We start from the raw sequence: 14,843 nt of genomic DNA, 5'->3' as shown, positions 1-14,843 counted from the left end.
CAAGCGATGATTACAAAGGAGAAAGTAGATTTTTTACAGCAAAATTATTTTTAAAGGTGGAAAAGACTTGATACTGAATAAAATATATTGGGCAACCATCGCTGTATTAGGATTCGTTCACCTGCGCTCAGTGCTGCTGAACCTTTCTTTTCAATTTCCAATTATCATTATTTGCCTATTTATTGTCTGTTTCATTTTTTTCTTATATAAAAAAGTCCCTGTCAAAGTTTCAATTTTAAGCTATATTTGGAATTCTAGCCTTTTTGTTATGCAGGCATTGCTTGTATTAATTTATATAACTGATAAACCTTCCTGGATTTTTCTCGTTCCTTTTCTTATTTTTATCGGGATTGAAACCGTGCGAATAATTTGGGCAAACCAGCTCACATCTTTTACTAAAAAGCTAAAGGAATTTGAAGAGCAAAATAACCAATTCAATGAAACATTTCGCCTTGTTCGAACCGAGAGACATGACTTTTTAAAGCATGTTTCGGCTATCCACTATTTACTGGAGGATGGAAAGTATTCGGAGGCAAAGGCTTATCTTGATGAACTTGTTGATGGGTATGAAGAGACGAATTTATCTATAAAAGGGGAACGTGTTGTAGTCGCAGGAGTTCTGCATAAACTGTACCAGCAGGCTAAAGCATCAGATATAGAGGTTGTTTACGATTTTGATCTGCCTTTATCAACACTCCCCCTATCAGACCAGCATGTAGTTGCTTTGATAGGCAATCTTTTATCAAATAGTATCGATGCATGCATCGATTGGCAAAAGAAGCATAAAGAACAAGCTTGCATCACATTGCAATTTTACAAAAGAAGCGGATTATATCTATTAATCTGTAAAAATAATAGTCTGCCAATCCCAGCCGATATTTTGGATGGATTGTTCCAAACATATGGAAAGACAACGAAAACAGGTGATCATGAAGGGTTCGGAACAAAGATCATTCATAATATTGTCAAGGATCACGAAGGATTTCTGGATTTCGTCTATAAGGAGCATGAATTCACAGTAAAAATTAAATTGCCGGCAATTTTAGGTTAAAGGAACGCCCTCCCTCAAGAATAGAGGAAGGGCGTTCAGCTTGTGTAATAACAAATCCGTTTCAATCATTAATTCCCCTAAGCCTCACGAAGTGACTGTTTTTTCATTTTCGCCTTGAGGCCTAGCAGAATCGGGATAGCTAGTAATGAGGAAAAGCACAATAATCCAAAAACAAGAATTGGTTTGTCATACCCATATGTTTCGAGCAGAAATCCGCCAAGCGCTGGCCCGATGACATTTCCAATCTGTGTAAACCCCATCGCCCCGAAATACGTACCCCGCAAATGTGGCTTTGCGATATTATCCATGAATAAATCTGTCATGCTGAACATTAACACTTCTCCAGCAGTGAAAACAAACATGACAATCATCCACACGAGTATTCCTCTAGCTAAACCAAAGCCAATTAAACCCAAGCTGATCATGATACTGCCTAACATGATGGAAGTTAAAGGCGAGTATTTTTTTCCAATCGATAATAGCGGATACTGGATGGAAATAACAGTAAGCGCATTAAATGCTAACAAAATCGAAAACGTCTTGGCTCCATTTTCAATAAGAGATGTGTTCGAGAGAAATTGAGGCAAAGTGGACGACAATTGGGAATATCCAGTAATCGCCAAAATAAACCCAATTAATGACCATAATAAAATGGAATCTGATTTGGTAATCCTAAATGCATCGATGATTTTCACACGATTACCAGAGCTTATATTTTCTTTTGATACTGTTTGATTCGAAGTTTTTCGATAGGTTAACAGAAGCGATAATCCGTATAGGGCATACACACCAGCCGCAATAAAAAAGGCAGAGGTGGATTTAGATGAACCTAAGTAAAATCCAAGAAGCGGACCGAAAATCACGCCGACATTAATCGCCGTATAGCGAAGGTTAAAAATAAGAAGTCGATTTTTCGGTTCTGTTAAATCCGCCAGCAAGGCTCTTGATGCCGGTTCAAAAGTAGAACGGCAGAATCCATTTAGCGCATTCATAAGAAAAAATCCCCAAACCGCTTCCACTAAGCCAAAGCCGATAAAAACAAAAGCCCATAGAAAAATTGAAATTAATAAAACCTTTTTCCTGCCAAATCGATCGGAAAAATAGCCGCCAAAAAAGCTCGTTGCAATCCCAACCAGTGAACTCACGGCGATAATAAGCCCTGTTTGAGTAGGTGATACCCCTTTTACATTTGTTAAATAAATAGCCAAAAACGGAATGCTCATGGAGGTTGCCATTCTTCCGAAAACCGTTCCAATGACAATATTCCATACAAGTGGATGCAAATTTTTAAGTGCTGTCATATTGTTTCCTCTAATCTATTTTCAATAGTGAATCTATTCTAGCCTTTTATGCAGATTATGGCAATATTTAAATAGTTTGATAGTTTCTATGCAAACTTTATGCTTAAATTACATTATAGAGAAATTTACGAGGAGGAAACACAATGCCGATAGATTTAAGAAGTGATACTGTTACAATGCCTACCGAAAAGATGAGAGATGCAATGCGCAATGCCGAGGTTGGGGATGATGTATATCATGATGATCCTACTATCAATCGTTTAGAGCAAATAGCGGCAGACTTACTCGGAAAAGAAGCCGCTTTATTTGTCACAAGTGGAACACAGGGAAATCAGGTAGCAGTATTGACCCATACACAGCGGGGAGATGAGGTTATCTTAGAGGAGAACTCCCATATTTTTTACTATGAAACTGGCGGCCTCGCAACCATCGCAGGGGTACAGGCAAAGACAATTAAAGGGATAAATGGGCAAATGCCTTTATCTGAAATAAAGAAAGCCATTCGCGGGAATGACATTCACTTTCCAAGAACTAGCTTAATTTGCTTAGAGAATACTCATGCATTTTCAGGCGGGCGGGTTTTGCCGCTTAGTTATATGGAAGAGGTTTATCAGCTTTCAAGAGAGTATCAGATTCCCATCCATTTAGACGGGGCAAGATTATTCAATGCAGCTACTCGTTTAAACGTTCATCCTAAGGAAATGGCCAAATATGCAGACTCCGTTCAGTTTTGTTTATCTAAAGGACTTAGTGCTCCAATGGGCTCACTATTAGTAGGAACAAAGGAGTTTATCAAAAGGGCCAGAAAGTGGAGAAAAATGCTCGGAGGCGGAACCCGTCAGGCAGGTATCATTGGTGCGGCAGGAATTGTGGCTCTAGAAGAAATGATTGACCGTTTGAAAGAAGACCATATTCATGCAAAGGCCCTTGCTAAAGGACTAGCCCTAATTGACGGAATTGACATCGATTTAGATAGTGTGGAAACCAATATTATCATGGTGGATATTGATCGACTCGGAATGGACTCCGAGGAATTTATCAAGCATTTAAGATATCAAGAGATTCTAGCAACCTCTTCTGGTCCATATCGAATCCGATTTGTGACACATAGAGGTATCACGAATGATGATGTCGAGAAGACAATAGAAGTTGTTAAAGCAATATGTGAGAATTCCAGACAGAAACAAATTTAGGCTTTGTAGGGGGATGTGGGGAGATCATCGCTGCCCGATAGGCGGGGCCCTCCCCCAATTGCCCTATAAACAATGCATCATACCCTCAGCCTCATCCCATTTCACCGAATAGCCTTGTCCTTTTGCACAAAATATAGAGGCGGATGTGAAATCAGGATCCGCATTTTTATCATACCCGATATGTTCAATGACCTCCTGCTCGTTATGACATCGGTCATAGCCTGCAAACGTTAATGCAATACGCCCTTTGCCATGAGTAAAAGAAGCCAGCACTGTTCCATAATCTATAAAGGTTGCAACCGGAACAATTCCCGTCAAAATTGCTTTTTCGCCCTCCGTCACTGGCGGATCAAAGCGGCCGTATGCCGTTTGAATATCCGATAACACCCTGCCCATTTGGTCTAAATCCACTTTGATTTTGAATTGATAGTAAGGTTCAAGCAATACGTTGCGTGCCTTTTCTAATCCTTGTCTTAAAGCCCGATAAGTGGCTTCCCGAAAGTCACCCCCATGGGTATGCTGATTGTGAGCTTTCCCGGTCAGCAGCGTAATCTTTAAATCTGTAAGAGGCGAGCCGGTAAGCACACCATGAACCTCCCGTTCTTGAACATGCTGGCCGACTAAATTTTGATAGCCAATGGATAAATGGTCAGTATGGCACTGACTTACAAAAACAATCCCGCTATTTCTTTTTCCTGGCTCTAATTTCACATGAACCTCTGCATAATGACGAAGCGGCTCAAAGTGCCCGTACCCAATCACTTCTGTTTCGATAGTTTCCTTATAAAGAACTTCAGGCTCTTCAAAAGCAATGTTTAAATGAAACCGATCTCTAACTAATTCCTCTAGCACTTCAAGCTGAATGGCTCCCATAACATGCAGGTGAATTTCCTGCAAACTCTCCTCCCACTTTACATTAAGCGAAGGGTCCTCTGCTTCAAGCATACGAAAATATCGCAAAACCTCTTTCACATTCACTCCAGACTCAAACACGACTTTTGAGCGAAGAGTTGGCACTATTTCGTATACAGCTTTTTCCTTTAGTGCCCCAACTCCATCACCAACGGATGCGCCTGTAATTCCTGTAACTGCAAAAAGTTCTCCAGCGCAAGCTTGATCGATTTGTTCATATTGACTGCTATTATAACGGCGAATTTGTGTTACCTTTTCCGTTATTCCATCGCCATAATTCATCTCTTCCCGTACACGTAGCGTACCAGTATAGGCCTTTATAAAAGTGATTCTTGTCCCATTTTTTTCATAACGAACCTTATAGACCCTGCCGGAAAAAGGCGTATTCAGAGGGAAGTTCGTCACTGATAGTAATTCCAATTTCTCTAGAAAGCTTTTCACACCTATATCCTGAAGAGCTGACCCACTTGATAGGGGAGAAATTTGAGCTGATTGAACCATTGTTTGCATTTTTTGGATCCATAATTGAGGTTCGTATCCTTTATCCAAATAGTATGCTAGTAATTCCTCATCCCTCTCAGCTAGGAATTCGATTAATTCATCCTCCATTATTCCATCAGTTAAAGAGGATGTTATGTCACAAATATCTACTGTTAAACTACTGCGTATTTCATCTAACACTCGGTCAATATCCGCACCAGCTCTATCAGTTTTATTAATAAAGAAAAAGGTTGGAATGCTGTGTTTTTTCAACAGATTCCAAACCGTCTCCGTATGACCTTCTACCCCCTCAACAGCACTGACGATAATAACGGCCAAATCCATCACCTGAATAGCTCGTTCCATTTCTGGAGAAAAATCGATGTGCCCCGGAGTATCAATTAAATAGTAGGTAGCATCCCCAAATTCAAAGATCCCTTGATCAGCAAAAACGGTAATACCACGCTGCCTTTCTATTTCATGGCTATCAAGAAAGGTACTTTGATGGTCAACCCGTCCCCGTTTCTTGATCGTTTTTGTATGGTAAAGCAGCTGTTCTGAAAAAGTGGTTTTTCCCGCATCGACATGAGCTAATATTCCAATTGTCTTGTTCATTTGTATGTTAACGCCCCTTATTCCGCTTAGGTCTGTTCTAGTAGTTATCATTATAGCAAGTTTGAGGTACAAGTGGGGCGGGGTACGGGTTCGTTTCCACTTTTTCGTAGATTCCCATAGAATTTGAACTCTTACACGCTTTTGTTCCGATTGCTTTTTCGAAACGCTGCAAATTCTTGTGCTGATTCGGTTAACCGTCTTTCCGTTTCCTCCATCATGTCAACAAGCAGTTCCTTCACACTTGGAACATCTTCGATTAACCCCGCAATCTGGCCACTGTTCATAAATCCATTTTCCAAATCGCCTTCAATCGCACCTTTAATATGTTTTTCTTCCGATGTCCATTCTGCATATTCCTCTAATGTCATTCCCGCTTTTTCCCGATCATGAAGAGTCTTCGCGTATGGTGTTTTTAAAATTCTTCTGACCTGACCAACACTGCGGCCAAAAATCATCGTTTCTGTGTCGCCTGCGTTAACAAGATTCTGTTTATATAAATCGTGAAATGGTGCTTCTTTTGTCGCGATTAGTCTAGTACCCATTTGCACTCCGCTTGCACCCAGCATCAGTGCTGCCGCTAGGCCTTTGCCGTCTCCGATGCCACCAGCTGCCAATACTGGTATGCTCACATGCTTCACAATTTGCGGAATAAGCGTAAATGTTGTTAATTCCAGACTAGAGTTAATCCCTGCGGCCTCATAGCCTTCCGCTACTAAAATATCCGCTCCAGCCGCTTCAGCTTTTTTGGCATGCTTTACTGATGCAACGAGGGCAATTACCTTCACACCATGTTCATGAAGCACTGGAATGTAAGGAGCAGGATTTCCCGCTGATAAGGATACAACTGGAATACGGTGATTAATCACGAGTTCAATTAGCTCCTTCGTATAAGGAGATACACTAACCGCGATATTTACAGCAAAAGGTTTATTCGTGCACTGCTTCGTTTCAAGAATAATTTTTTCTACTTCATTTGGTGCCATCGTGCCGCAGCCAATTGTCCCAAGACCTCCCGCTTCGCAAACAGCCGCTGTCAGCTGTGCATTGCTGATATTACCCATTCCACCCTGGATAATCGGGTATTTGATTTGAAGCAATTCACAAACAGATTTCATCATTATCCTTCATCCTTTCTCTATAAAAAGACTGCCCATCGCCTGCCTATATAATGGGCGGTTCTGGACAGCCTGTTTGAAAGTGTTGTTCAATAAATAGGACTATTCATTTACATTCTCAACAATAGCAGCAATTCCCTGGCCAACACCGATACACATTGTCGCAAGGCCATATTTTTCATCACGTTTCTTTATTTCATAAAGAAGTGTCGTTAAAATGCGGGCACCGCTTGCGCCAAGCGGATGTCCGAAAGCAATCGCCCCCCCATTAACGTTCACCTTACTTTGATCAAGTCCCAACCGATGAATACATTCAAGCGATTGAGATGCAAACGCCTCATTCAATTCGACCAGTCCCAAATCATCTACTGTTAAACCTGCCCGTTCAAGCGCTTTTCTTGATGCATAAATCGGACCAAGTCCCATAACGGCTGGCTCAAGCCCCGCTGTTGCACCTGTCACATATTTCGCCAGCGGCTTCAAGCCCAATTCTTTAGCTTTTTCAGCGCTCATCAATAGCAGGGCAGAAGCTCCGTCATTTACTCCTGAGGCATTGCCAGCTGTTACTGTACCGCCTTCAAAGAGCGGTCTGAGTTTGCCGAGCTTTTCCAGTGTAGAATCTGGGCGTGGATGCTCGTCTGTATTTACAATAATTTCATTTCCTTTACGGTCTTTGTAAATAACCGGGACAATTTCCTCTGAAAAACGATTTTCCTCCATCGCCTTTTTCGCACGCAGCTGGCTTTCAAAGGCAAATTGATCCTGGTCTCTTCGTGAAATATTATATCGCTGTGCGACATTTTCAGCCGTTTGCGGCATGGAGTCCGTGCCGTACATTTCTTTCAGCTTTGGATTCGTAAAGCGCCAGCCAATCGTTGTATCCTGCAATTCCATATTGCCGCGCGGATAGTCCTGAGAAGGCTTTGCCATCACGAGCGGTGCACGTGTCATACTCTCTGTTCCGCCCGCGATAAAAATATCACCTTCGCCAACAGCAATGGATCTTGCTGCATACAGGACCGCATCCAAGCCAGATCCGCACAGGCGGTTGATGGTCGTACCGCCGACTTCCACTGGAAGGCCCGCAAGCAAAGCAGACATTCTCGCTACATTTCGGTTATCTTCCCCGGCCTGATTCGCGTTGCCAAAAATAACCTCTTCAATTTTTTCTGGGGGAAGTTTAGGGTTTCTTTCGATAAGTGCCTTAATAACAACAGCACCTAGGTCATCTGGTCTTACATCTTTTAAAGCTCCTTTATATTTGCCTATCGGTGTACGGACAGCATCAATAATGACTACTTCTCTCATTTTTTTACCATCTCTTCCTTGTTCGTATAGTCATAAACACCTTTTCCGCTTTTTCGACCTAGACGTCCGGCCTTGACGTACTGTTCTAGTAGCGGTGCCGGGCGGTATTTCTCGCCAAGCTTTTCATGTAAATATTTTAGGTTGTTTAAACGGACATCAAGGCCGACAAGGTCAACGAGTTCAAATGGCCCCATTGGATAGTTCAAGCCAAGTTTAATCGCTTTATCAATTTCTTCAGGTGTTCCGAGTCCCTCCTGAAGCATATAAAACGCTTCGTTGCCGACAAGGGCACTAATCCGGCTCGTTACGAATCCTGGGAATTCATTAATTACGACTGTTTCTTTCCCCATTTTGACAGCTACTTCCCTGATGACATTTGCTGTTTCCTCACTCGTTTCCAAGCCGCGGACAATTTCTACGAGAGGCATTTTATGTACAGGATTGAAGAAGTGCATCGCGATTGTTTTTTCTGGTCGTTTGGCATAAGAAGCAATCTCTGTTGGACTCATTGTGGATGTATTAGTAGCAAAGATGCAGCTTTCAGATGCATGCTCTTCCATTATTTCAAACACTTGTTTTTTGATTGCTGCTATTTCAGGGACAGCTTCAATGATTAAATCAGCAACTGAAGCTGCTTTAGACAAGTTACTTTCATAGCCTAAATTAGCACGGGCTTTTACTGCTTCTTCTGGAGAAATTTTCCCCCGTAACAGGCCTTTTTCAAAAATCGAGCCAATTTCCTGCCTGGCATTTTGCAAAGCTGATTCATTAATGTCTACTAATGTGACTGAATATCCGCCAACTGCTCCAACATAGGCAATGCCTCTGCCCATTACGCCGGACCCTACAACCACAATGCGGGTGATCATATCGATTCTCCTCCTTATGCATTCAATGAGTATGGAAAGATAACCTTATTTCTCTGGGTCTTAACTAATATATTTATATTTACCTTGGCGAATTTTTCCTCAAAATAAAGCTTCTTACTCTGCGTGTATTACTTGTGTAACTAACCTTATTATTTTCCTAAAAAAATAGGCTTTCTTTTTTGCAAAAATGCTTCAATGCCTTCACGATGATCAGCTGTTAATCCAGCCGCTCTCTGGCCTTGTGCTTCGTGTTCTAGATAGTCTTCAAAGGATAGAGTGGAAACTGCTTTCAGTGAGCGTTTGATTAAACCTATCGCCTTCGTTGGCATAGATGCAAGGCGTGAAGCAAAGCTGCTTACCTCTTTCTCGAAAGCCTCCACTGGGATCATCCGATTCGCAAGGCCAATATGAACGGCCTCCTCAGCGGGCACTTTTTCTCCCAATATAGCGAGCTCTGCCGCCTTTGCATGACCAACGAGCTGACTTAGAAAATAGAGATTTCCAGAGTCTGGAATGAGCCCTACATGTATGAAAGCATTTACGAAACTCGCTTTCTCTGAAACTAGTCTAAAGTCACACGCAAGTGCAAGGGAAAATCCTGCTCCAGCAGCTACTCCATTTACTGCTGCGATAATCGGCTTTTCACATTGTCTCAATTGTTTAACCATCGGGCCGTAATGGTTTCTTAGCACATCGCCATGATCCATTTTTTCATCGACTTCTGATAAATCTTGGCCGGAACAGAACGCCCGGCCCTCGCCTGTAATAACTATGCAGCGTACCTTATCGTCCTTTGAAGCGCTTCTTACGGCGTCTTTTATTTCACGGTTCATTTGCGCAGTAAACGCATTAAGTTTGTCTGGCCTATTTAAGTAAAGCCAGGCAACTCCATCTTTAACGTCATAACGGATCGTTTCAAACATGCAATTCCCCCCTACTTTCCTTTATAATTCAGTTTTCTTTCCTTGCCTCCTATAAAACACTTACATTGAACAGTTCCATGTGAGGGTTTTTGCCTCGATTCCTACAAAACATTGCTTCGATCTTATCCCCTGCCTCATTCCGCCTGATAAATTGTTCTAATTTCTCTTTTCAGCCACCATTGTAAGATTGGCATTTCTGCCCCTCCTATTAAATCTATAGGAAATGATTAATTATATTACACCTTTATAACGCTATTGTAGTTTATCGTTATATGAATTGTAAATATATTCAGGCATTTATAGAAAACTTTTTTCTCGACATAAATACCCGTTACTCTCAACCTCTTAGACTGCATAAAATTCTCTCATGATTCTTAAAATAATATGGATACTATCCGGTGATACTAAAAACAGGAACATTTAGGAGGATTCCCTATTGGATATATCATGGATGGCTTTTATGATGATTATTTTAGCAAGTTATCGTTTAACCCATTTAATCGTTTTTGATAAAATAGCAGAACCTTTAAGAAATCTTTTTTTAACGAAAAAGGAAACTCCCGACCATGAAATCAAAAAGGTACCAAAATCCATGATTGGTTACCTCTTAACCTGTTATTGGTGCACAGGAATTTGGTCTGCAATCCTGCTCTGTACAAGTTATCTTTTCCTTCCCTCCATTGCTAAATTTATTATTTTCATCCTTGCCATTGCAGGTGGACAAGCCATCTTGGAAACGTTTGTTGGGGTAAATATCAAAAGAACTGAATTGTATAATGAGCAAATAAAACATAATTCAAATTCCAATTAGAGAAGACCGACCCCAGGATTGAAAAACAAAGTCCAATCCCCCAGTACAGAAATACTTTAGTATACTGAGGGATTGGACTTTGAATATTCTCTATTAATACCTATCCTGCCGGCAACTTCATTTTATCCATGATTGTGGAAAAAAAGCTTTTGAAGGATACAATTTTGTTGCTTTTTTGATCAGAGCCTTCATTTATGATTTGACTATCTGTCAACCGTTCAAACATTTCTATTCCTTGTTCGTTATCTCTAGAATCCTTATCCAGTAGCTCGGAGGAGTAGATGTATTCCCCTTTCATAATGCTGTGTATCGAGGCGATTAACTCCTCGCTTGGGGTGTCCTTCAATAAATAACCTCTTACACCCGCTTTCAGGGCACCTTCAAAATAGCCTGTTTTTGCAAAGGTTGATAAAATAATTACCTTACACCCTGTTGTCATGCAGGCATCTACTACCTCAAGTTTGCTCATTCCGGACATGTCTATGTCCATAATACAAACATCGGGCTGCAATTGTTGTACAAGGGTAAGGGTCTCGTCTCCATTCCTTGCCTGACCGACCACTTCCATGTCACTTTCCATATTTAGAAGCGAACCTATAACCCCTAACAGCATTTCCTGATCCTCAGCAATGACAATTCGAATCATTTTCATTCTCTCCTTATCTAGATGCACCATTAAACAAAAACTCCCCTAGAGTGAAGGGGAGCCAGTCGAAGTTACAGTTCAGGCGGAAACTCTATTTTCAACTAAAGCTTTAGCTTCTTTAAAACTAACGAAATTCTTGTTTTGCTCATCCCATAGACGGAATCGGAGCGACTTCAAACTTGTGGCAAGAGAGATCGTCGGAACGTTTTGTAAGGGTGGCGTATTATTGTGTGCCTGTTCTAGTTTATAATTTGGAACCCTTGGACTTAAATGGTGAACATGGTGAAACCCAATATTTCCAGTTAAGAATTGCATAAGTTTTGGAAGCTTATAAAAGGAGCTTCCTTCTACTGCCGCTTTCACATATTCCCAATCTTTATCTGCTTCAAAATAAGAATCCTCAAACGTATGCTGTACATAAAACAACCAAATGCCTACTGAACCAGATAGTAAGAAAATCGATCCTTGGACGAGAAGGAATGACTTCCATCCTACCGCCCAGCAGAGCAACCCTACTAAAGCAGCGATTAGGACATTCGTCAAATAAGTGTTCATGCGTTCCTTCTTTTTGGCACCTTTACGGTTAAATCTATTTTTAAGAAGGAATACATAAATCGGTCCTAATCCGAACATAACGAATGGATTACGGTAAAAACGATAGGCTAAACGAAGTCTGAGCGGCGCCTCTAAATATTCAACTACTGTAAGCGTCCAAATATCTCCTGTCCCGCGTTTATCTAAGTTCCCGCTTGTTGCGTGATGAACGGAGTGCTCATGCCCCCATTGATCAAAAGGAAAGATTGTCAAAACACCCATTGCTGTACCAACTATTCGATTGGCACGGCGATCTTTAAAAAAGGAATGGTGGGTGCAATCATGAAAGATAATAAAAATTCTCGTTAAAAAACCAGCCGCAATCACTATGGGCACTAATGCCAGCCAATATGATACGGACAGGCTTAAATAGGCAAGATACCATAATGTAATAAATGGAACGACCGTATTAATGAGCTGCCATACACTTTCTTTTGTCGTTGATTTTTCAAATGGAGCTACTTGTTTTCTCAAATTCTTCGTGTTTTGTAAGGTCATTTATTTAAATTCCTTTCTTGAATCCCTTGTTAATTTTAATTATAAAGGAAGGGATTTGGAGTTGTTAGTAGCAGGTGTCACCTACAAGGCATGACAAACGTCATGTACAAGATAGACTTAAAGATAAATTCTGTAAAACACTTTCACGGAATATAAACAAGAAAAGCCGCCATTTCGGACTTAATGGACCACCTTCCCCATGACAGCTGCTTAATGAAAACCAGTTGTTTTTTTAAAAATAAAATCCAACTTGTTCGGTATTTCACGTATAATGAACCATATTCACATCATGCATATGATAATCCTTTAGGAGAATCCTATTCATGAATTGGAAAAAACGAAAAATGAGGTTTATACATGAATGAAAAAAGTTTTGCTGATTACCATTTAAGTGATGAAATAAAAAGAGCACTAGCTGTATTAAAATATGAAACTCCCACACAGGTTCAGATTGATGTCCTGCCATTAGCACTCGAAAAGCAGGATCTTGTTGTTAAATCTCAAACAGGCAGCGGGAAAACTGCATCTTTTGGTATACCTATTTGCGAAATGATTGAATGGGAGGAAAAAAAGCCACAGGCATTAGTTCTAACACCAACGAGGGAGCTTGCTGTTCAAGTTCGAGAAGATATCACGAATATCGGAAGGTTTAAACGAATCAAAGCTACCGCCCTATATGGAAAAGAACCTTTTTCGAAACAAAAAGACGAATTAAAACAAAAAACTCATGCGGTTGTAGGTACACCTGGCCGTGTCATAGACCACATTGAAAGAGGAACCTTAGTTTTAGACCAAATAAAGTTTTTGATCATAGATGAAGCGGATGAAATGCTCAATATGGGTTTTATCGATGAAGTAGAAGCGATAATAAATGAACTTCCTTTAGATAGAGTAACGATGGTATTTTCCGCAACGTTGCCTAAGGATGTTGAAAATCTCTGTCATAAATATATGAAGGATCCTATTCATATTGAGATTGAGTCTACTGGGGTAACATCGGATACCATTGAACATCAGTTAATCGAGGTGAAAGAAGAAGAGAAAATTTCACTTCTTAAAGATGTTACGATCGTTGAAAATCCAGATAGCTGTCTTATTTTTTGCAGAACTAAAGAAAATGTAGATACAGTGTTTACCGAATTAGAAGAATCCAATTATTCTTGTGAACGAATCCATGGAGGGTTAGAACAAGAAGTGCGGTTTGCCGTTATGGATGGGTTCAAAATGGGAAATTTCCGTTATCTAGTGGCCACCGATGTAGCTGCAAGAGGAATTGATATTGATAATGTGACACTTGTGATCAATTTCGACGTTCCTCTGGAAAAAGAGAGCTATGTCCACCGTACAGGTAGGACTGGCCGTGCCGGCAGCAAAGGCAAAGCGATCACGTTTGCAACACCTTATGAAGGAAAATTCCTGAAATCAATTGAAAAGTATATTGGCTTCGAGATACCTGTTATGGAAGCTCCTAAATATCAAGAAGTGGCTGCAGGAAAAGCTGCCTTCGAAGAAAAAATGAGTGGCCGCAGAGCCGTTAAAAATAATAAAACTGCCCGAATAAACCAAGATATCATGAAACTTCATTTCAGCGGCGGAAAAAACAAAAAGATTCGAGCTGTAGATTTCGTTGGAACGATTGCAAAAATCCCTGGAGTCACAGCAAATGATATTGGAATTATTACGGTCAAGGATCATCTGTCATATGTTGATATTCTTAACGGAAAAGGCTCACTAGTTTTACAAGCAATGGAGAATACAACAGTCAAAGGAAAGAAATTAAAAGTTAGTAAAGCAATTAAATAATTAAAAGACATAAAGGACGATTATAAACACAAATAATTGTCCTTTATCTATTCTATAAGAAACCTCTATTTATTTCCTCCCATGTAATTTCATTCCACATTGCATCATCCAAATACTTTTTCCCTTTTCAGAGGTGGTCATGACGAGCGATTTGTGTGAACTCTTATGTAAAAGCGTACTCTGAAGCCTCATGACGAAAGTTTCGGTGGTTTCCAATAAAAACAGCGTTCATGGTGAACGATTTTATTATACAATACAAATAATACCATTGCTTAAAGGAGGAGCACTTATGAAATCTTTAATTCGTGGAGAAAAGGTTAAATTGTCCGATTTCACCCCTTCCACTCAGCTTCAGGTCGAAATAAACGTTGCGTCCGGTTTTGAAGTTGACATTACGTGCTTTGGGTTAAACGAAAACAAAAAAATTGCCGATGACCGATATATGATCTTCTATAACCAGCTTCATTCACCTTTAAATGAAATTCAGCTGCAATCCCATAACAGCGGCAGCGGAACTTTTTTAATCGATTTATCCAAGCTGCCACCCACTTCTCAATATTTAGTCTTTACAGCAACCATTGACGGGAATGGAACAATGGGGATGATTTCTTCCGGATCTTTTGTCGTAAAAGCAAATGGACAGCCAATCATGGAATATTCTTTTCAAGGATCCGATTTCAGCAATGAAAAAGCAGTTATTATATCGGAAATCTATTATAAATCG

General features: G+C 40.4%; 13 protein-coding genes. 5 read left to right on the top strand and 8 right to left on the bottom strand.

The genetic code is table 11. From position 1 onward, the window contains the following. Positions 1 to 67 precede the first annotated feature (67 nt). Entirely contained in the window at positions 68 to 1,051 is a 984-nt protein-coding gene (locus V7149_RS03030) for a sensor histidine kinase (protein WP_335344185.1), read from the top strand. Between the two features lie 77 nt (positions 1,052 to 1,128). Here the strand turns inward: V7149_RS03030 and V7149_RS03025 are convergent, their stop codons facing one another. Further along, a complete protein-coding gene (locus V7149_RS03025; RefSeq protein WP_335344184.1) occupies positions 1,129 to 2,352 on the bottom strand; it encodes an MDR family MFS transporter in 1,224 nt (407 codons plus the stop codon). Between the two features lie 143 nt (positions 2,353 to 2,495). Here V7149_RS03025 and ltaE point away from each other — a divergent pair, with 143 nt between their 5' ends. Further along, entirely contained in the window at positions 2,496 to 3,545 is a 1,050-nt protein-coding gene (gene ltaE / locus V7149_RS03020) for a low-specificity L-threonine aldolase (protein ID WP_335344183.1), read from the top strand. A gap of 63 nt (positions 3,546 to 3,608) precedes the next feature. Here ltaE and V7149_RS03015 read toward each other — a convergent pair whose 3' ends face one another. The 5 genes from V7149_RS03015 to V7149_RS02995 all read right to left on the bottom strand — a co-directional run bounded on the left by V7149_RS03015 (position 3,609) and on the right by V7149_RS02995 (position 9,767). Continuing rightward, on the bottom strand, positions 3,609 to 5,552 hold the full coding sequence (locus V7149_RS03015) for a translation factor GTPase family protein (protein ID WP_335344182.1): 1,944 nt from the start codon (positions 5,550 to 5,552) through the stop codon (positions 3,609 to 3,611). A 131-nt stretch (positions 5,553 to 5,683) separates the two neighbouring features. Beyond that, a complete protein-coding gene (locus tag V7149_RS03010; RefSeq protein WP_335344187.1) occupies positions 5,684 to 6,667 on the bottom strand; it encodes an NAD(P)H-dependent flavin oxidoreductase in 984 nt (327 codons plus the stop codon). 102 nt (positions 6,668 to 6,769) lie between these two features. After that, complete coding sequence (locus V7149_RS03005; RefSeq protein ID WP_335344181.1) at positions 6,770 to 7,975, bottom strand: acetyl-CoA C-acyltransferase; 1,206 nt, start codon at positions 7,973 to 7,975, stop codon at positions 6,770 to 6,772. Next, complete coding sequence (locus V7149_RS03000; protein ID WP_335344180.1) at positions 7,972 to 8,844, bottom strand: 3-hydroxyacyl-CoA dehydrogenase; 873 nt, start codon at positions 8,842 to 8,844, stop codon at positions 7,972 to 7,974. The genes V7149_RS03005 and V7149_RS03000 overlap by 4 nt, the downstream gene beginning before the upstream one ends. Before the next feature lie 149 nt (positions 8,845 to 8,993). Continuing rightward, complete coding sequence (locus V7149_RS02995; RefSeq protein WP_335344179.1) at positions 8,994 to 9,767, bottom strand: enoyl-CoA hydratase-related protein; 774 nt, start codon at positions 9,765 to 9,767, stop codon at positions 8,994 to 8,996. A gap of 451 nt (positions 9,768 to 10,218) precedes the next feature. Here V7149_RS02995 and V7149_RS02990 point away from each other — a divergent pair, with 451 nt between their 5' ends. Then, positions 10,219 to 10,578: a DUF1360 domain-containing protein gene (locus tag V7149_RS02990; RefSeq protein ID WP_335344186.1), complete on the top strand. Its 360-nt coding sequence runs from the start codon at positions 10,219 to 10,221 to the stop codon at positions 10,576 to 10,578. 100 nt (positions 10,579 to 10,678) lie between these two features. Here V7149_RS02990 and V7149_RS02985 read toward each other — a convergent pair whose 3' ends face one another. Both V7149_RS02985 and V7149_RS02980 read right to left on the bottom strand, forming a co-directional pair. Next, positions 10,679 to 11,254, bottom strand: coding sequence for a response regulator (locus V7149_RS02985; RefSeq protein WP_335344178.1), 576 nt, complete (start codon positions 11,252 to 11,254; stop codon positions 10,679 to 10,681). A 48-nt stretch (positions 11,255 to 11,302) separates the two neighbouring features. Next, the gene (locus tag V7149_RS02980; protein WP_335344177.1) at positions 11,303 to 12,316 is read right to left on the bottom strand and encodes a fatty acid desaturase; all 1,014 of its coding nucleotides are present in this window, start codon (positions 12,314 to 12,316) and stop codon (positions 11,303 to 11,305) included. Between the two features lie 357 nt (positions 12,317 to 12,673). Here V7149_RS02980 and V7149_RS02975 point away from each other — a divergent pair, with 357 nt between their 5' ends. Then, positions 12,674 to 14,119 (top strand): DEAD/DEAH box helicase, encoded by a 1,446-nt coding sequence (locus tag V7149_RS02975; protein WP_335344176.1) that lies wholly within the window; start codon positions 12,674 to 12,676, stop codon positions 14,117 to 14,119. Between the two features lie 289 nt (positions 14,120 to 14,408). Beyond that, the coding region (locus tag V7149_RS02970; protein ID WP_335344175.1) for a TerD family protein at positions 14,409 to 14,843 on the top strand (435 nt) is incomplete at its 3' end.

This window comes from Bacillus sp. JJ1503, assembly GCF_036965125.1.
Lineage (GTDB): Bacteria > Bacillota > Bacilli > Bacillales > Cytobacillaceae > Cytobacillus.
This window is presented reverse-complemented; position numbering and strand designations above follow the sequence as displayed.

Coding starts and splice junctions, on each gene's coding strand:
- V7149_RS03025 (WP_335344184.1), bottom strand. CDS start 2,352: ATGACAGCACTTAAAAATTTGCATCCACTTGTATGGAATATTGTCATT.
- ltaE (WP_335344183.1), top strand. CDS start 2,496: ATGCCGATAGATTTAAGAAGTGATACTGTTACAATGCCTACCGAAAAG.
- V7149_RS03015 (WP_335344182.1), bottom strand. CDS start 5,552: ATGAACAAGACAATTGGAATATTAGCTCATGTCGATGCGGGAAAAACC.
- V7149_RS03010 (WP_335344187.1), bottom strand. CDS start 6,667: ATGAAATCTGTTTGTGAATTGCTTCAAATCAAATACCCGATTATCCAG.
- V7149_RS03005 (WP_335344181.1), bottom strand. CDS start 7,975: ATGAGAGAAGTAGTCATTATTGATGCTGTCCGTACACCGATAGGCAAA.
- V7149_RS03000 (WP_335344180.1), bottom strand. CDS start 8,844: ATGATCACCCGCATTGTGGTTGTAGGGTCCGGCGTAATGGGCAGAGGC.
- V7149_RS02995 (WP_335344179.1), bottom strand. CDS start 9,767: ATGTTTGAAACGATCCGTTATGACGTTAAAGATGGAGTTGCCTGGCTT.
- V7149_RS02990 (WP_335344186.1), top strand. CDS start 10,219: ATGGCTTTTATGATGATTATTTTAGCAAGTTATCGTTTAACCCATTTA.
- V7149_RS02985 (WP_335344178.1), bottom strand. CDS start 11,254: ATGGTGCATCTAGATAAGGAGAGAATGAAAATGATTCGAATTGTCATT.
- V7149_RS02980 (WP_335344177.1), bottom strand. CDS start 12,316: ATGACCTTACAAAACACGAAGAATTTGAGAAAACAAGTAGCTCCATTT.
- V7149_RS02975 (WP_335344176.1), top strand. CDS start 12,674: ATGAATGAAAAAAGTTTTGCTGATTACCATTTAAGTGATGAAATAAAA.